This window comes from Amycolatopsis sp. NBRC 101858, assembly GCF_030269325.1.
In the GTDB taxonomy this organism is placed as follows: Bacteria; Actinomycetota; Actinomycetes; order Mycobacteriales; family Pseudonocardiaceae; genus Amycolatopsis; species Amycolatopsis ponsaeliensis.
The window spans coordinates 939003-954681 of sequence record NZ_BSTD01000005.1 but is presented as its reverse complement, the minus strand read 5'-3'; the positions used below and the strand labels follow the sequence as shown (position 1 = coordinate 954681).

Below are 15679 nucleotides of genomic sequence, written 5' to 3'. Positions count from 1 at the left end.
CTCGGGCCATGTCGCTCGAAGAGCCGTTGAAATTCGCCTACTGGGTCCCGAACGTGAGCGGTGGTCTCGTCACGTCCGACATCGAACAGCGGACGGACTGGGGCTACGAGTACAACCGGGACCTCGCCGTCCTGGCCGAGAACAGCGGGTTCGAGTACGCACTTTCGCAAGTGCGCTACACGGCCAGCTACGGCGCCTCGTACCAGCACGAGTCCACCGGGTTCAGCCTGGCGCTGCTGCTCGCGACGCAGCGCCTCAAGGTGATCGCGGCCGTCCACCCCGGACTGTGGCACCCCGGCGTGCTGGCGAAGTTCATCGCCAGCGCCGACGTGATTTCCGGCGGGCGCGCGGCCGTCAACGTGGTGAGCGGGTGGTTCAAGGGCGAGTTCACCGGCCTCGGCGAGCCGTGGCTGGAGCACGACGAGCGGTACCGCCGGTCCGAGGAGTTCATCCGCGTGCTGCGCGAGCTGTGGACGAACGACCACGCCGAGTTCCGCGGCGACTTCTACCGCATCCACGACTTCGACATCAAGCCGAAGCCGGTGGCGGCCCCGCACCCGGAGATCTTCCAGGGCGGCAACTCGACGGCGGCGCGCAAGCTCGCGGGCCGGGTGTCGGACTGGTACTTCAGCAACGGCAAGGACTTCGACGGCTTCAGCGAGCAGGTTTCGGAGGTTCGCGGCTACGCTTCGGAAAACGCGCGGACCGTCCGATTCGGACTGAACGGGTTCGTCATCGCCCGCGAGTCGGAGAGCGAGGCCCGCGCGGTCTTGCAGGAGATCGTCGCGAAGGCGAACGTCGAGGCGGTGGAGGGGTTCCGCTCGGCCGTGGCGCAGGCCGGTAAGTCCACTTCGGACGCGAGGGGCATGTGGGCCGACTCGGAGTTCGAGGATCTGGTGCAGTACAACGACGGCTTCCGCACGAAGCTGATCGGCACGCCGGAGCAGATCGCCGACCGGGCGATCGAGTACAAGAAGCGCGGGGCTTCGCTGTTGCTGCTCGGGTTCCTGCACTACCTGGAGGACGTCGAGCACTTCGGCAAGCACGTGCTGCCGGTGATCCGGGCGAAGGAGCAGGACCTGGCGCGGGGTGCCGCCACCCCGGAGCCGCTCGGAGTCTGACCCCCGGGCCCGCGGGGGCGCCCCCCCCCCCCGTTTTCCACGCTACCCGAGGGCACCGACAAAACCGGTGGGCCCGGCGTCGATTAGCGTGAGGCGGTGAACTTCTGGGCCGGGGCGGGAAGCCTCGCACTGCTGGCCGCCGTGCTGGTCTTCGCGATCGTGCGGCCGCGGGGCTGGCCCGAAGCGGTCGCCGCGGTGCCGGCGGCCGGCGTCGCGCTCCTGCTGGGGCTCGTGCGGCCGGGAGCGGCCGCTGACCGGGCCGTCGAGATCCTGCCGACTTTGGGCTTTCTGGCCGCGATCCTCCTGGTGTCCTTTTTGGCCAGTGTGGACGGCGTCTTCACCTGGCTCGGCAACCGCCTGGCGGAGGCCTGTCACGGCAAGCCGCGGCGGCTGCTGGTGCTCACCTTCGCCGCGGCGGCCGGGGTGACCGCGGTCCTCAGCCTGGACGCGACGGTCGTCCTGCTCACCCCGGTGGTCCTGGCGACGGCGACCAGCCTGCGCCTGCCGGCCCGGCCGCACGTCTACGCGTGCGCGCACCTGGCGAACTCGGCGTCGACGCTGCTGCCGGTGTCGAACCTGACGAACCTGCTGGCGTTCGGCGCGTCGGGGCTGACGTTCGCCGGGTTCACGGCGGCGATGGCGTTGCCGTGGCTGGTCACCATCGCCATCGAGCTGCTGGTGTTCCTGCGGTTCTTCGCCGCCGACCTGCGCCCGCGCTCGACGGCCGAACCGGACCGGCACCTGGAGACGCCGACGTTCGCGCTGGTCGTCCTGGGCCTGACGCTGGCCGGGTTCGCGCTGGGCCCGCTCGGCCACGTCGAGCCGGTGTGGATCGCGGCGCTGGCCGCCCTGATCCTCGGCACCCGGGCGCTGGCTTCGGGCAAGATCCGGCCGTGGCAGCTGGTGACGGAGGCGGCGCCGCAGCTGTGCCTGTTCGTGCTGGGCCTGGCGGTGGTGGTCGAGGCGGTCTCGGAGCACCTGCTCGGCGGCGTGCTCCGCTCGGTGTTGCCGTCTTCGACGGGCCTGGTGGACCTGCTGCTGGCGGCGGGGGTGGCGGCCCTGCTGGCCAACCTGGTGAACAACCTCCCGGCGACGCTGATCCTGCTGTCGGTCCTGGGCCCCCACCCGGCACCGGGGGTGTTGCTGGCGGTGCTGCTGGGGGTCAACATCGGCCCGAACGCGAGCTACCTGGGTTCACTGGCGACGCTGCTGTGGCGCCGGACGCTGCCGGAGCACCCGTCGGCGAAGACGTTCCATCTGCTCGGGGCGATCACAACGCCCCTGTGCCTGGTGGCGGCGACCGGGGCGTTGTGGCTGAGCCTGGGCTTGGTGACGTGAGCCGTGATCGATCCGTCGATGAGCCTCGACCAGCTCGAGGGTCGCCCCTGGGGCGCGCCGCCGACTGACGCGACCCGGCTGATCGAGACGGCTCACCACCTGCGGCGCAAGCCGATCGGCGACCTGGACGTCGAAGACCTCCGGCTCCTGCTGCTCCAGCGAGTGGGCATCGAACTGCTCGTCCCACTGACGCTCAGCCGGCTCGAGCGAGAGCCGCTCGCCGAGGGCGACTACTACCCGGGTGACCTGCTGGTCGCCCTGCTGAAGATCCCGCCGGAGCACTGGCGCCGGCACCCCGACCGGCTTCGCCGGGCAACGAGCGTGGCGGCTGCTGCCGAACGGCTCGGCTCCCACGGGCCCGTTGCGCGGCAGATCGCCGCCTTCCGTGCCGGCACTGCCTGAACCCGCTGCCCGAGTCGAGCGGGCAAACGACCTGCCTCAGTTCGGCATCGTGAGTGTCTGGCCCGGCTTCATCGTCGCGCCGCAGTCGTCCAGGGGGCCGCCGAAACGGTCCGCTGCCACTGCCGGGATCGTCTTCGCCGCGTAGTCCTGGGCCGCCTTCAGCTTGGCCGGGTCCGTCACCGCGTCCTTGCGGACCCAGTCGCCGTTGCGCAGGCCCTCGATCGGTGAGCTGTAGATCAGCACGTAGTCGCGGTCCAGGCGCGGGTCCAGCGCGATCCCGTTGCCCGCGGCCCACGGGCCCCACGAGTGGATGAACGTCGGCTTCACCGTGTCGAACACGTAGTTGCGCAGGCCCGCCAGGTCGTTGTCGTGGACCAGGTCGGCGATCGGCTTGTTGACCAGGCCCGCCATGTCCACCAGCTCGAGCCGGCTCGTCATCGACGAACCGCCGAGGTCCGGCAGCAGCAGCGACGCCTTCTGGATGCCCAGGATGTCCGCGTACGTGTTGAACCCGCGGCCGAAGCGGTCCGCGACCAGGCACGCCGTGATGTTCGGGTTCTTCGCGAACTTGTCCGCGGCCTGCGCGAACCCGATCGCCGACGGGACGAACGCCCCCACCAGCACCACGACGATGCCGATCCGCAGCAGCGCGCGGCGGTGCTTGAGCAGCTCGCCCGCCGACAGCGTGCCCGCGATGACCGCCAGCGGCCAGATCGGGCTGGCGAACCGGTGCTGGTACATCCAGTCGGCGACCATCACGCCGTACGCGACGATCCCCAGCCCCAGCGGCACCAGCAGCGCGATCAGCGGCCGCCGCCACGGCGCCTTGACCAGCGCGAACGCGATCACCAGCGCCAGCAGGACGACACCCGCCCAGCCCGCGTAGCCGGCCAGCTCGAACGGCCGCTTCAAGGCGTCGAAACCGGGGAGACCCTGCTGCTTGGCCACCGACGGGTTGGCCAGCAGGCGCCCGAACTCCGAGTGCCGCCACACGACGTACGCGCCGAACGGCACCGCGAACGCCGCCACCGACAGCAGCGCCAGGCGGAAGCTCTTCCAGAACAGGCCGCCGCGCAGCAGGAACAGCGCCGCCAGCGGGTACGCGCCCGCGTAAATGAGCCCTTCCGGGCGGGTCAGCGCGGCGAACGCGACCATGACGCCCGCCCAGAGCGCGACCTTCGGCGTCAGCAGCTTGTCGCGCTTGACCGAGACGAACAGCGTGACTGCCAGCGTGACGACCACGAACGCGAACAGCGAGTTCTCCAGGCCGGACACGACCCAGATGACGAACGACGGGATCGTCGCCAGCGTCAGGCCGGCGACCAACGTGACCAGCCAGGCGAAGCGCGTGAAGATCTGCTTCGCGGCGATGTAGCACGCCGTCAGGATGCCGCCGGTGAACAGCAGGCCCAGCAGCTTCGGGAAGAGCACGTAGTCGGGCAGGCCGAAGAGCTGGCCGTGGTCGAAGAGGCCGACGAGCTTGCCGACGCCGAGCAGCACCATCCACGTCGGGTCGGAGAAGCCCTCGACCGGAGGGGCGCCCGGCTGCAGCACCGGGCCGAGGCCGTCGGCGAAGCTGCGGGCGTAGGAGAACGTGATGGCGGCGTCGTCGACGATCCAGTGGCCGTAGCGCAGGGCGTGGACGCCGACCGCCGCGACGCCGGCGAGCACGGCCAGCACCGGCGCCAGCCGAGCGCCCCAGCCCCGCGTGGTCGTCGCGGTCGTGGGCTCCTCGGGCAGGTCGCTGGGCGATGTCTCGGTGAGTGCGCTAGCCGTCATTTCCTCGTCACTGTTCCGCCCGCAGGCCTCTGCCGGTGGGATACGCACGAGCTGGCGCCCCATGAAGCGCGCCCGAGGCCGGGCCCGCCACCGCGGCGTCGCGGTCGAGACACTGTAGCCAATACCCCATCGGGGGTCGGCCACGCGTCGGCATTGAGCGTGATCCACCCCACATTTCGGTCGTCAGGCCAGGTGCGAGGTGTCGTTGACCAGCCGGACCGAAGCGTTGCCGTCCGGGTAGAACTCGACGATCGACAGCGACGCCAGATCGAGGTGCAGCCGGAACAGCAGCTGCGGGCCCGCGTCGAGGCCCATCCGGAGCAGCGTCTTGATCGGCGTCACGTGGCTGACCAGCAGCAACGTCTTCCCGCCGTGCTCGGCGATCAGCTCGTCGCGGGCCTTGCGGACGCGCCGGTGGACGACGTCGAAGCTCTCCCCGCCGGGCGGCGGCACCGCGCTGTCGCCCAGCCACGAGCTGTGCAGTTCGGGGTCGCGCTCGGCCGCTTCGGCGAACGTCAGGCCCTCCCAGTCGCCGAAGTCGGTCTCGATGAGGCCGGGGTGGGTCTCGACGCGGCCGCCGAGCGCGTCGGCGACGGCCTGCGCGGTCTGCTTCGTGCGCGTGAGCGGCGAGGAGATGATCGGGACGGCCTCGCCGTCGACGACCAAGCCCTCCATCGCGGCGAGCCGCTTCGCCGCCGCGGCGGCCTGTGCCCGGCCCAGCTCGGTCAGCGGGACGTCGCCGCGGCCGGAGTAGCGGCGCAGCGCCGACATCTCCGTCTGGCCGTGGCGCAGCAGGAGCAGCCGGGTCGGCGTGCCGCGGGCGCCGGTCCAGGCCACGGTCGCGCGGTCGGGCCGCCGGGTCGGGAGTTTCGGCGCGGGTTTCCCGGCGGCGGGCTTGCCGGTGGCCTCGTCCATCGCCTCGTTGGCGAGCCGGTCGGCGTGGGAGTTCTCCGCGCGCGGGATCCACGCGTACTCGACGCGGGAGAAGCCGGCGGCCAGCTCCTTGGCGCGCTCAGCGAGCGGCTGCATGTCCGGGTGCTTGATCTTCCAGCGCCCGGACATCTGCTCCACGACGAGCTTCGAGTCCATCCGGACGTCCACAGTGGACGCTCCGAGCTCGGCCGCGGCGGTCAGCCCGGCGATCAGGCCGTTGTACTCGGCGACGTTGTTGGTGACGACGCCCAGGCTTTCCTTGCGCTCCGCCAGGACCTCGTCGGTGCCGGCGTCCTTGACGACCGCGCCGTACCCGGCCGGCCCCGGGTTGCCCCGGGACCCGCCGTCCGCTTCGACGACGACGTGCTCCGTCACAGACCCGACTCCATGGTCCGGACCAGCACCGCGCCGCAGTTCTCGCACTGGATGACGTCGTCCTCCGGCGCGGCCTTGATCTCGGCGATCGTGTTGCGGTCCATCTCCAGCTGGCACGCGCCGCAGCGGCGGGCGCGCAGCAGCGCGGCGCCGATGCCCTTGTGCTCGCGGACGCGCTCGTACAGCTTGAGCAGCGGCTCCGGGAAGCGCGGCAGCAGCTTCGCGCGGTCTTCGTCGCGGCGGGCGCGCGTGGTGTCGAGGTCCTTGAACGCCTCGTCGCGGCGGGCGATCGCGGCGGCGACCTCGGCCTCGGCCTTGTCGACCTCGGCGCCGGTGCGCTGCGCGTCCAGGCCGAGGGCTTCGCGCTGCTCCATCAGCTCCAGCAGGTCGTCCTCCAGCGCGCTCTGCCGGCGCTGCAGGGTCTGCAGCTCGTGCTCGATGTCGGTCATCTGCTTCGAGTTGACCGACCCGGACGCGAGGAGCTTGCGGTCGCGGTCCTCGCGGGCGCGCACCGACTCGATCTCCTTCTCCTGCCGGGCGATCTCGCGGTCGAGGTCGGAGGCGGCGGTCTCCACGGACACGAGGGCGTCGCGGCGGTCGCGGGCGGTCTTCTCCCCGGCGTCGATCTCGGCCAGTTCGGGCAGGGTGCGGCGGCGGTGCGCGGTGCGCGAGAGCTCGGCGTCCACCTTGGCGAGCTCGAGCAACTGGCGCTGCACGGCGGGTTCGGCCTTCACGGTGCTCCTCTAAATAGATGTGCGCTCGGCGCGGACGTTCCACGGGTCGGTGCACCGCGTGGAGACGCAAGTGTCGACGTTACCCGCAAAGGCGCCGGCGACGACCGCCGAGGCTTGCCCGCACCACGGCCATTCGCTGGCCCAGTGGGTCAAGCCGACCAGCGCGGGCACGGCGCCGGGGTTCGCGAGGTGCTCGCCGGCGGGGTGATGACGCAGGTCGGCGGTGACGTAGGCGTCGACCCCGGCCGCGGTGGCCTGCTTCAGGTAGGAGTCCCCGGCGCCGCCGGACACCGCGACGGTGCGGATCGGGCGGTCGGTGTCGCCCGCGCCGAGCACGCCGGGCACGGTCTCCGGGAGGGCGTCGGCGACGCGCTGGACGAACGTCGCGAACGCCTCGGCTTCGGGCAGTTCGCCGATGCGGCCGATGCCGGTGACGCCGTCTTCGTTGGGCGCCAGCGGGCCGGTGACGCGCAGCCCGATCGCCTGCGCGAGGGCGTCCGAGACGCCGGGGTCGGCGGAGTCGGCGTTGGTGTGCGCGCAGTAGAGGGCGGTGCCGGTGCGGATCATCCGGTGCACCAGCGAGCCCTTGGCGGTGTCGGCGGGCACGCCGTGCACGCCGCGCAGCAGCAGCGGGTGGTGCGCGACGATCAACTGGGCGCCGAGGTCGGCGGCTTCGTCGACGGTCTCCTCGACCGGGTCGACGCAGAACAGCACGCGCGTGACGGACTCGGCCGGGTCGCCGCAGACGAGGCCGACGGCGTCCCACGACTCGGCGAGCGCGGGCGGGTAGGCCTGCTCCAGGACGGTGATGATTTCGGAAAGCGCGGGCACCCGGGGATCTTCGCATGTACGGTCGCGGGCCATGCGAGTACTGGCTGTGCTGTTCGCGGTGGTGTCCGGGCTGGTCTTGGCTTCGATCCCGGCGTCGGCCTCGGGTTCGTCGTTGTGGCAGCTGACGGACCTGGCGGCCCAGCGCGTGGCGATCGCCGACAAGGTGGCGGCGGCGAAGTACGGCACGCCGTCCCCGATCGACGACCCGGTGCGCGAGCAGCAGATCTACGACTCGGTGGCGGCGCGGGCGCCGGAGCTGGGTCTCGACCCGGCGGACGCGGTGCGGTTCTTCCACGCCCAGATCGAGGCGAACAAGGTGGTGCAGCGCGGGCTGTACGCGCGCTGGGACGCGCACCCTTCCGAGGCGCCGACGACGAAGCCGGACCTGGGCGAGATCCGCCCGGTGATCGACCGGCTGAACACGGGCCTGCTGACCGAACTGAGCACTTCGCTCGCCGTGCGGAAGGCCCGTTCGTGCCCGAAGCGCCAGCTGGTGACGGCGGGGGTGGCGGACGTGGTCCACCGCTTCGACCTGCTGCACGCACGGGCCCTGAGTGAGGCGACGTCGGCGACGTGCATCACCCGTTAGGGGCGCCCCGGCGGCGGGTCGACCACCGCCGCCGCGAGCGCCGGGTGGAGCGTCAGTTGCAGTTGCCGCAGCAGCCGCAGCCCTGACCGGTGCACTTCGAGCAGCATCCGTGCATGATCGCTCTCCTTCCGGTTCGCGTCCTCGCGAGATCGACGCTAAGTGGCCGCGCGGGTGAGCGGGTACCGCCGAGCGAGCGGGTGACCGGGTGAACCAGCCGGTTACGCTCGCGGCCCGATCCCGCACGGCCGGCCATGCACCGAGCGAGCAGCCGCCCGCGTGAACCGGCCGGTTACGCTCGCGGAATGACGCATCTCGTCTTCGTCTGCTCCGGCAACATCTGCCGCTCCCCGATGGCCGAACTCGTCTTCCGGGCCCGCCTTGACGACGCCGGGCTGACCGATGCCGTCCGCGTGTCCAGTGCCGGGACCGGGCCGTGGCACGCCGGGGAACGTGCCGACAAGCGAGCCCGCGCGACGCTCAAGGCGCACGGCTATCCCACCGACCACGTCGCCTCCGAGGTTTCCGACGAAGACCTCGGTGCCGACCTGCTGCTCGCCGCCGATGAGGGGCACGCGGAGTTCCTGCGCTCGCGCGTCGGCGATCCCGGGAAGGTGCGGCTGCTGCGGTCGTTCGACCCGTCGGCCCCCGAGGGTGCCGAAGTCCCCGACCCCTACTACGGCGGTGACGACGGCTTCGAAGACGTCCTCGGCATGATCGAACGGTCGGTGCCCGGTTTGCTGGATTGGGTGCGTTCGCGCGGGTAGACGTCACAGCGGGTGGAGGTCGGCGGGCGGCCCGGGCGGGGCACGGCCTACCGTGGTGGGGTGCGGTTGCGGTTCCTGCTCAAGCCCGGGTGGCTGGCGCTGACGGTGGTGGTGTTCACCTTCGCCATCTGCTGCTTCACGCTGCTTTCACCGTGGCAGTTCAGCCGCAACGCCGAACGCGAGCAGCAGAACTCCGCGCTGGAGGCGTCGTTCACCGCGCCGCCCCTGCCGCTGGCGCAGCTGCTGCCGCCGGGCACCGAGCCCGGGCAGCGCACCGAGTGGCACCTCGTCTCGATCACCGGCCAGTACCTCGCGGACAAGGAAGTCGTCGCGCGGCTGCGGACGGTCCAGGGCGAAGGCGCCTTCGAGGTGCTGACGCCGATGCGGACCACCGACGGCACGGTCGTCCTGGTCGACCGCGGGTACGTCCGGCTCGACAGCAAGTCCGGCGTGCTGCCGTACGCGCCGCCGCCGGCCGGGATCGTGCAGGTCACCGCGCGGGCGCGCGCCGACGAGACCGACCCGAAGAACCGGGACGCGTTCGCCGACGCGTCGACCGGCGGGCAGCTGCAGAGCTACGTCGTCGACTCGCGGGTGGTCGCGCGGGCCGGGAAGCTCGACATCCGGCCCGGGTACTTCCAGCTCGACACCGGGCAGCCCGGGGTGCTGGGCGCGCTGCCGCTGCCGCAGACCGATTCGGGCCCGTTCCTGTCGTACGCCCTGCAGTGGATCGCGTTCGGCGCGATGGCGCTGCTGGGCTGGCTGTACTTCACCGTGCGTGAGCTGAAGCCGGGCGGCGCGCTGGTCACGTCGTCGGAGGCGCCGGCTTCCGGGACGCGCCGGAAGTCCGTCGCGGAGATCCTCGCCGAGGACGAGCTGGCCGAAAGTGGCCATCAGAAATAGCTCGTTATTGGCCCTTCTTCCGGGCCACTTGGACCCGTGAGACTGGGGCCATGCTGATCCACCCGTGGGACGCCGCCGACGACGCCGAATGGCGCGAGTGGCTCTCCGGCCACGACTTCGGCCAGCTGATCGCCGGCGGCGCGGGCCGCGACCTGCCGGTGGTGACCCCGGCCCACTTCGCGTTCGACGGCGACCGCACGGTGGTGACCCACCTGGCGCGCCCGAACCCGATCTGGCCGCTGCTGGAGGAGCACCCGCGAGCGCTGCTGACGGTGGTCGACGACTACACGTACATCCGCGCGGACTGGAACACGGCCGCGGACCCGGCGTACGGGGTCCCGACGTCGTACTACGCGACGGTCCAGCTCGAGGGAGACGTGCGGCTGGTCGACGATCCGGCTTTGAAGGCCGCACTGCTGGAGAAGCAGTTGCGCCATTTCGAGACGGACGGCGCGCGGGCGGCCGTGAGTGCGGCTTCGGAGTCGCCGGACCGGCGGTTGCTGCCGGGGATCCGCGGGATCGAGTTCACGATCACGGGAGTGCGGGCGAAGTTCAAGTTCGGCGGGAACAAGACGGCCGAGGACCGGGAGCGGATCGGCTCCCGGCTGGCCGAACGAAGCGGTCGGCTCGACGCGGAAGCCTTGACGCAGCTGCACCGTCGCGGCTGAGGGCCCCCAGCCGCGACGCGCGGGGCAGCGTCAGCCGCCGCAGGCCGGGACCGGGAGCACGTCGAGGAAACCGTGGATGGTCTCGCCCGTGGCGTGGTTCACCGCGTCCGCGGTCATGTGCTGGGTGACGCCCGGCTGGTTGGCGGTCGGGTGCTGTTCCCGGATGCCTGCGGTCGTCGAAACGTCGTCGCCGGTGAAGAAGACCCGGCCGTTGTCGGCGAAGGTGATGGTCCAGGTCTGGCCGGCGACGTTCGTGTGGATCTCGAACTCTTCCCCGACCACGAACGACCCGCCGGGGCCGTCGTCGTCGTGCTTGGACTTCAGCGTGAACGGCGTGCCGAGGCTACCGGCGCTGTCCTGCTCGTAAGTGGGACCACAGCGCCGGCCCTTGGCCTCGGCGGTGCCGGTCATGGCGAGCGCCACCAGGCTCGCGGTGACCACGCCCACCGCAATGTGCTTGTACCGCACGGGTTCCTCCCAGTATCTGCGAAGCGTTGCTTACGCTCGTCGATACGCGGAGGAGTTACAGCGCTCAGCGCGTGCGGCGCCGGAAACCGGCCACCACGGCCAACACCACCGACGTCACCGCCGCCAGCCACCCCACCACCCGGGACAGCTCCACCGCCCGCGTCACGTGCCCCGCATCCGGGTTGCGCCCCACCCCGAGGACCGGCAGCTCCGCCACCCCGTGCGGGTAAACCGTCCGCCCGCCGACGCGGACCTCCAGTGCTCCCGCGAAGGCCGCCTCGACCCGGCCCGCGTTGGGGCTCGGGTGGGCGATCGTGTCGCGGCGCCAGGCCCGCCAGGCCCCGCCCGCCGAACCGCCGACCACCGGGGCCGCCACCACCGTCAGGCCCGCCGCCACGCGGGTCGGGACCAGGTGGACCAGCTCGTCGAGCCGGTCGATCGCCCAGTGCCCGTGCCGCCCCACGCGCGCGCGGCGCAGCAGGCTCACCGCCCGCGCGCCGAGCAGGCCCGGGACCCCCGCCAGCGCGCCCCAGACCAGGGGCGCCACCACCGCGTCCGACGTGTTCTCCGCCAGCGTCTCCACCGACGCGCGGGACAGCCCCACCAGCTCCAGGCCGTCGGCCACGCGCGGGTCCAGTTCGGACAGGGTCGCGCGCGCCGGGTCGAAGCGGGACTCCTCGAGGTCGCGGGCCAGCTCCGTGCCCTGCACGGCCAGGCCGGCCGCGCCGAGCACCGCCCACGTCGTCACCGCCGTCGCCGACGCCTGCACCAGCGGCCGGCCGCGGCCGGCGCGCTCGAGCAGCAGACCGGCGGCCACCGCGGCGCCGGCGACCGCGGCCCCCTTGCCCGGCGCGAGCCGGCGGAACGCCGTCACCGGAGGACGGCGGCGCGGGTCGCCGAGGGCGCCGTCGGCCGCCACGCCCAACACCAGTCCGATCGCGCGCGCCGCGCTCACCCGTGCCCCCCGGCAGAAGAAAGTCCAGTTCCCGAGGGAGGCTACTCGCCCCCGCGGCACCGTCTTACTCGACCAGCGCCGCGATCTCTTCACGCGCCTGGACGACGATGTCGCGCATCGCCCGCTCCGCCCGGTCCGCGTCCCCGGCCGCGACCGCCGCGGCGACCTCCAGGTGCAGCGCCACGGCTTCGGGCTGCGGCTCCGGCGGCATCAGGCCGTGCCCGGTCCGCCCGGTGAGCACCTCCGCGACGACCTCGGACAGCTGCGCGAACATCGGGTTCCCGGACGCGCCGAGCAGCAGGTCGTGGAACGCGATGTCGAACTCGAGGAACGTCGTGAGGTCGCGGGCCCGGGCCGTCCGCGCCAGCCGCTCCCCCAGCGCGCCGAGCCGGCCGCGCTCCTCCGGCGTCGCGCGCAGGGCCGCGTACCGCGCCGCGCACGGCTCGATCGCCGACCGCAGTTCGTTCAGCGTCGCGAGCGCCGCCGGGCGCGCGGGGCCGTCGAGCTGCCAGCGGATCAGCCGCGGGTCGTAGTGGTTCCAGTCCGCCGGCTCCCGGACGGTCACCCCGACCCGGCGCTTGCTGCTGGTCAGCCGCATCGTCTCCAGCACCCGGACGACTTCGCGCGCCACCGTCCGCGAAGCGCCGAAACGCTCTTGAAGCTCGTCGGAGCGCAAAACGGTGCCCGGAGCCAGCGCTCCGTTCGCGATCGACGCGCCGAGGGCGTCCAATACCTGCTCGTGCCTCACCGGGCCAACCTAGCCGTCTGATTCGATTAAGTAGTACTTCATCTTGAATAAGTAGTACTTTTGAGTTTGACTCACCTGGGCACAACGACGTGGGAGGTGCGGATGACCGTCATCGTGGTGATGGGGGTGTCAGGCTCCGGCAAGACGACGATCGGCACGGCGCTCGCGAACGCGCTGGACGTCGAGTACGCCGAGGCGGACACGTTCCACCCGCAGGCCAACATCGACAAGATGACCGCGGGGCACCCGCTGACCGACGAGGACCGCGCCCCCTGGCTCGAAGCCATCGCCGGCTGGATCCGCGAGCACCAGGCCACCGGCGGCGTCGTGACGTCGTCCGCGCTCAAGCGCCGCTACCGCGACGTCCTGAGAACGGGCGGGAACGTCTGGTTCGCCCACCTGCACGGCGACCGCGAGATCCTCGCCGAGCGCATGCAGTCGCGCTCGGGCCACTTCATGCCGGTGTCGCTGCTGGACTCCCAGCTCGCCGACCTGGAACCCCTCGAGCCGGACGAGCCCGGCGCGATCTTCGACATCCGCGAAACCCCCGCGGAGCTCACCGACGCCGCCCTCACCGCCTTCCGGGAGCGCTCATGACCACCGTCCTCGCGGCCGCCTGGACCGGCCACGACACCCGTCTCATCAGCGCGACCGTCGTCGCGATCGCCGTCATCGTCGTGCTGATCACGAAGGTGAAGCTGCACCCGTTCCTGGCGCTGGTGCTCGGTTCGCTCGTGCTCGGCCTGACCGCCGGGATGCCGGTCGACAAGCTGCTGAAGAGCTTCAGCGGCGGCGTCGGCAGCACGGTCGCGTCCGTCGGCATCCTGATCGCCCTCGGCGCGATGCTCGGCAAGCTGCTGGCCGACTCCGGTGGTGCCGACCAGATCGTCGACACCGTGCTCGGCAAGGCCCGCGGCGCCGCGCTGCCGTGGGCAATGGCGCTGGTCGCGGCGCTGATCGGGCTGCCGATGTTCTTCGAGATCGGGCTCGTCATGCTCATCCCGGTCGTGCTGCTCGCGGCCAAGCGCACCGGGAAGCCGTTGATGCTGCTGGGAATTCCGGCGGTCGCCGGCCTTTCGGTGCTGCACGGCCTGGTCCCGCCGCACCCGGGCCCGCTCGCCGCGGCGGGCGCGCTGAACGCGAACGTCGGGATCACGCTGGCGTTCGGCCTGCTCGTCGGCATCCCGACGCTGGTCATCGCGGGCCCGCTGTTCGGCAAGGTGGCCGCCCGGCTGGTGCCGGACGCGGCGCCGCCCGAGCGCCTGATCCCGGAGCGCGCGGACCCGGACAAGCCGCGGCCGAGCTTCGCCGCGACGCTCACGACAGTGCTGCTGCCGGTCGTGCTCATGCTGGCGAAAGCGCTCTCGGACATCCTGCTGGCCAAGGAAAGCCAGGCGCGCAAGATCCTGGACTTCGTCGGCGACCCGCTGATCGCGTTGCTCGTGGCCGTGCTGGTGGGCATGGTCCTGCTCGGCCGCCCGGCCGGCCTCGACCGCTCGCGGCTGTCCACTGTGGTCGGTGACTCGCTGGGCCCGATCGCGGGGATCATCCTGATCGTCGGCGCGGGCGGCGGGTTCAAGCAGACGCTGGTCGACGCGGGCGTCGGCGACGTGATCACGGGCCTGGCCAAGGACGCGAACCTGTCCCCGTTGCTGCTCGGCTGGCTGGTGGCGGTGGCGATCCGCCTGGCGACGGGCTCGGCGACGGTGGCGACGGTCTCGGCGGCGGGCATCGTGGCCCCACTGGCGGCGGGGATGAGCCCGTCGCAGAGCGCGCTGCTGGTGCTCGCGATCGGCGCCGGGTCGCTGTTCTTCTCGCACGTGAACGACGCCGGGTTCTGGCTGGTCAAGGAGTACTTCGGGCTGTCGGTCGGGCAGACGCTGAAGAGCTGGTCGGTGATGGAGACGCTGATCTCGGTGGTGGCGATCGCGCTGATCCTGCCGCTGTCGCTGCTCGTTTAGGCGCGACGCGAAGGCCGTCACCCGCTCCGGGGTGGCGGCCTTCTTCGTGTCGTCCCCTCAATCACGCGTGTCGACCCTCCAGACACACGTGTCGACCTCTCCGTCACGCGGTGATGCCGGGCGCCCCCGCAGCCGAGCCATCCGGACCGTGCATGAAGGGTCGACACCCGTGATCGGGGAGTCGACACGCGTGTTTGGAGGGTCGACACGGCGACCGTTGACATGTGACCTTTTGGTCACCTATTCTTCCGAGGTGCCCGACGACGACCTGGTGTTCAAGGCGCTGGCGGATCCGACCCGCCGGTTCCTGCTCGACCTGCTCTTCGAGCGCGACGGCCGCACGCTCACCGAGCTGGAGACCCAGGTCGACATGACCCGCTTCGGCGTCATGAAGCACCTGAAGCTCCTGGAAGAGGCCGGGCTCGTCGTCGCGCGGAAGGAAGGCCGGGAAAAGCGGCACTTCCTGAACCCCGTGCCCATCCGGCAGATCCACGACCGGTGGATCGACAAGTACACCGAACGCCACGTCACCGCCCTGCTCGACCTCAAGAACGAACTGGAAGGCGAAGAACCATGACGACCACCGTGCAGGTCCACCGCGTCTACATCAAGGCCACCCCGGAGCGCATCTGGGAAGCCATCACCAAGCCCGAGTGGACGCAGAAGTACGGCTACACCGGCCTCGCCGACTTCGACCTCAAGGTCGGCGGCAAGCACCGCACCCGCGCGACGCAGGAGTTCATCGACGCCGGGATCACCGGTGATCTCGTCGACGGCGAGGTCCTCGAGGTCGATCCGCCGCGCAAGCTCGTCATCACCTGGAAGCTGCTGATGGGTCCCGAAGAGATGTCCGCCGAGCCGTACACCACGCTCACCTACGACATCGAGGCGACGAAGACCGCCGGCACCAGACTGACCATCACCCACGACGTCACCGGCGCGCCGCTGACCGCCGACATGGTGGCCGGGGTGCACGAGGACGTCAACGCCGGGCCGGGCGAGAACGCCGGTGGCGGCTGGGCGTGGGTGCTCTCGGACCTCAAGTCCCTGCTGGAGACCGGGGAAATCCTCGTCCCCGCGCCGTGAAAAAGGGTCTGGTGGCCTGCCTCG

The 15679-nt window shown here is 71.6% G+C and carries 18 protein-coding genes; 11 read left to right on the top strand and 7 right to left on the bottom strand.

The window, feature by feature from the left end:
- Positions 1-8 precede the first annotated feature (8 nt).
- The 3 genes from sfnG to QSK39_RS38795 all read left to right on the top strand — a co-directional run bounded on the left by sfnG (position 9) and on the right by QSK39_RS38795 (position 2861).
- On the top strand, positions 9-1121 hold the full coding sequence (gene sfnG / locus QSK39_RS38805; RefSeq protein ID WP_285482782.1) for a dimethylsulfone monooxygenase SfnG: 1113 nt from the start codon (positions 9-11) through the stop codon (positions 1119-1121).
- Between the two features lie 96 nt (positions 1122-1217).
- A complete protein-coding gene (locus QSK39_RS38800; protein ID WP_285482781.1) occupies positions 1218-2459 on the top strand; it encodes an SLC13 family permease in 1242 nt (413 codons plus the stop codon).
- Between the two features lie 18 nt (positions 2460-2477).
- Positions 2478-2861, top strand: coding sequence for a contact-dependent growth inhibition system immunity protein (locus tag QSK39_RS38795; protein ID WP_285482780.1), 384 nt, complete (start codon positions 2478-2480; stop codon positions 2859-2861).
- Between the two features lie 36 nt (positions 2862-2897).
- Here the strand turns inward: QSK39_RS38795 and QSK39_RS38790 are convergent, their stop codons facing one another.
- From QSK39_RS38790 to QSK39_RS38775, 4 genes are all read right to left on the bottom strand, one after another.
- Positions 2898-4640 (bottom strand): hypothetical protein, encoded by a 1743-nt coding sequence (locus QSK39_RS38790; RefSeq protein ID WP_285482779.1) that lies wholly within the window; start codon positions 4638-4640, stop codon positions 2898-2900.
- A gap of 183 nt (positions 4641-4823) precedes the next feature.
- The gene (locus QSK39_RS38785) at positions 4824-5948 is read right to left on the bottom strand and encodes a bifunctional RNase H/acid phosphatase (protein ID WP_285482778.1); all 1125 of its coding nucleotides are present in this window, start codon (positions 5946-5948) and stop codon (positions 4824-4826) included.
- Positions 5945-6682, bottom strand: a complete 738-nt coding sequence (locus QSK39_RS38780) for a zinc ribbon domain-containing protein (protein ID WP_285482777.1) — start codon at positions 6680-6682, stop codon at positions 5945-5947. The genes QSK39_RS38785 and QSK39_RS38780 overlap by 4 nt, the downstream gene beginning before the upstream one ends.
- Before the next feature lie 9 nt (positions 6683-6691).
- On the bottom strand, positions 6692-7513 hold the full coding sequence (locus QSK39_RS38775; RefSeq protein WP_285482776.1) for a Nif3-like dinuclear metal center hexameric protein: 822 nt from the start codon (positions 7511-7513) through the stop codon (positions 6692-6694).
- A 31-nt stretch (positions 7514-7544) separates the two neighbouring features.
- Here QSK39_RS38775 and QSK39_RS38770 point away from each other — a divergent pair, with 31 nt between their 5' ends.
- The 4 genes from QSK39_RS38770 (at position 7545) to QSK39_RS38755 (ending at position 10437) form a co-directional block, all read left to right on the top strand.
- Positions 7545-8102 (top strand): chorismate mutase, encoded by a 558-nt coding sequence (locus tag QSK39_RS38770; protein ID WP_285482775.1) that lies wholly within the window; start codon positions 7545-7547, stop codon positions 8100-8102.
- A gap of 302 nt (positions 8103-8404) precedes the next feature.
- Entirely contained in the window at positions 8405-8866 is a 462-nt protein-coding gene (locus tag QSK39_RS38765; RefSeq protein ID WP_285482774.1) for a low molecular weight protein-tyrosine-phosphatase, read from the top strand.
- Positions 8867-8926: 60 nt separating this feature from the next.
- The gene (locus QSK39_RS38760) at positions 8927-9769 is read left to right on the top strand and encodes an SURF1 family cytochrome oxidase biogenesis protein (protein ID WP_285482773.1); all 843 of its coding nucleotides are present in this window, start codon (positions 8927-8929) and stop codon (positions 9767-9769) included.
- A gap of 50 nt (positions 9770-9819) precedes the next feature.
- The gene (locus QSK39_RS38755) at positions 9820-10437 is read left to right on the top strand and encodes an FMN-binding negative transcriptional regulator (RefSeq protein WP_285482772.1); all 618 of its coding nucleotides are present in this window, start codon (positions 9820-9822) and stop codon (positions 10435-10437) included.
- A 30-nt stretch (positions 10438-10467) separates the two neighbouring features.
- On the opposite strand, the gene QSK39_RS38750 is transcribed toward QSK39_RS38755, so the two are convergent.
- From QSK39_RS38750 to QSK39_RS38740, 3 genes are all read right to left on the bottom strand, one after another.
- The gene (locus QSK39_RS38750) at positions 10468-10905 is read right to left on the bottom strand and encodes a hypothetical protein (protein WP_285482771.1); all 438 of its coding nucleotides are present in this window, start codon (positions 10903-10905) and stop codon (positions 10468-10470) included.
- Positions 10906-10969: 64 nt separating this feature from the next.
- A complete protein-coding gene (locus QSK39_RS38745) occupies positions 10970-11860 on the bottom strand; it encodes a cobalamin biosynthesis protein CobD/CbiB (protein WP_285482770.1) in 891 nt (296 codons plus the stop codon).
- A gap of 64 nt (positions 11861-11924) precedes the next feature.
- Positions 11925-12608: a FadR/GntR family transcriptional regulator gene (locus tag QSK39_RS38740; protein ID WP_285482769.1), complete on the bottom strand. Its 684-nt coding sequence runs from the start codon at positions 12606-12608 to the stop codon at positions 11925-11927.
- A gap of 102 nt (positions 12609-12710) precedes the next feature.
- Here QSK39_RS38740 and QSK39_RS38735 point away from each other — a divergent pair, with 102 nt between their 5' ends.
- From QSK39_RS38735 to QSK39_RS38720, 4 genes are all read left to right on the top strand, one after another.
- Positions 12711-13205: a gluconokinase gene (locus QSK39_RS38735; RefSeq protein WP_285482768.1), complete on the top strand. Its 495-nt coding sequence runs from the start codon at positions 12711-12713 to the stop codon at positions 13203-13205.
- Positions 13202-14569 carry a GntT/GntP/DsdX family permease gene (locus QSK39_RS38730; protein ID WP_285482767.1) on the top strand — a complete coding sequence of 456 codons (1368 nt, stop codon included), beginning with the start codon at positions 13202-13204 and terminating at the stop codon, positions 14567-14569. Before QSK39_RS38735 ends, QSK39_RS38730 begins: the two co-directional genes overlap by 4 nt.
- Before the next feature lie 253 nt (positions 14570-14822).
- Entirely contained in the window at positions 14823-15146 is a 324-nt protein-coding gene (locus QSK39_RS38725) for an ArsR/SmtB family transcription factor (protein WP_285482766.1), read from the top strand.
- Positions 15143-15655 (top strand): SRPBCC domain-containing protein, encoded by a 513-nt coding sequence (locus tag QSK39_RS38720; protein ID WP_285482765.1) that lies wholly within the window; start codon positions 15143-15145, stop codon positions 15653-15655. The genes QSK39_RS38725 and QSK39_RS38720 overlap by 4 nt, the downstream gene beginning before the upstream one ends.
- Positions 15656-15679: the final 24 nt, after the last annotated feature.

Excerpts from the sequence above, each read along its gene's own strand:
- sfnG (WP_285482782.1), top strand. The coding sequence starts at position 9 with ATGTCGCTCGAAGAGCCGTTGAAATTCGCCTACTGGGTCCCGAACGTG.
- QSK39_RS38795 (WP_285482780.1), top strand. The coding sequence starts at position 2,478 with ATGAGCCTCGACCAGCTCGAGGGTCGCCCCTGGGGCGCGCCGCCGACT.
- QSK39_RS38790 (WP_285482779.1), bottom strand. The coding sequence starts at position 4,640 with ATGACGGCTAGCGCACTCACCGAGACATCGCCCAGCGACCTGCCCGAG.
- QSK39_RS38770 (WP_285482775.1), top strand. The coding sequence starts at position 7,545 with ATGCGAGTACTGGCTGTGCTGTTCGCGGTGGTGTCCGGGCTGGTCTTG.
- QSK39_RS38765 (WP_285482774.1), top strand. The coding sequence starts at position 8,405 with ATGACGCATCTCGTCTTCGTCTGCTCCGGCAACATCTGCCGCTCCCCG.
- QSK39_RS38755 (WP_285482772.1), top strand. The coding sequence starts at position 9,820 with ATGCTGATCCACCCGTGGGACGCCGCCGACGACGCCGAATGGCGCGAG.
- QSK39_RS38735 (WP_285482768.1), top strand. The coding sequence starts at position 12,711 with ATGACCGTCATCGTGGTGATGGGGGTGTCAGGCTCCGGCAAGACGACG.
- QSK39_RS38730 (WP_285482767.1), top strand. The coding sequence starts at position 13,202 with ATGACCACCGTCCTCGCGGCCGCCTGGACCGGCCACGACACCCGTCTC.
- QSK39_RS38720 (WP_285482765.1), top strand. The coding sequence starts at position 15,143 with ATGACGACCACCGTGCAGGTCCACCGCGTCTACATCAAGGCCACCCCG.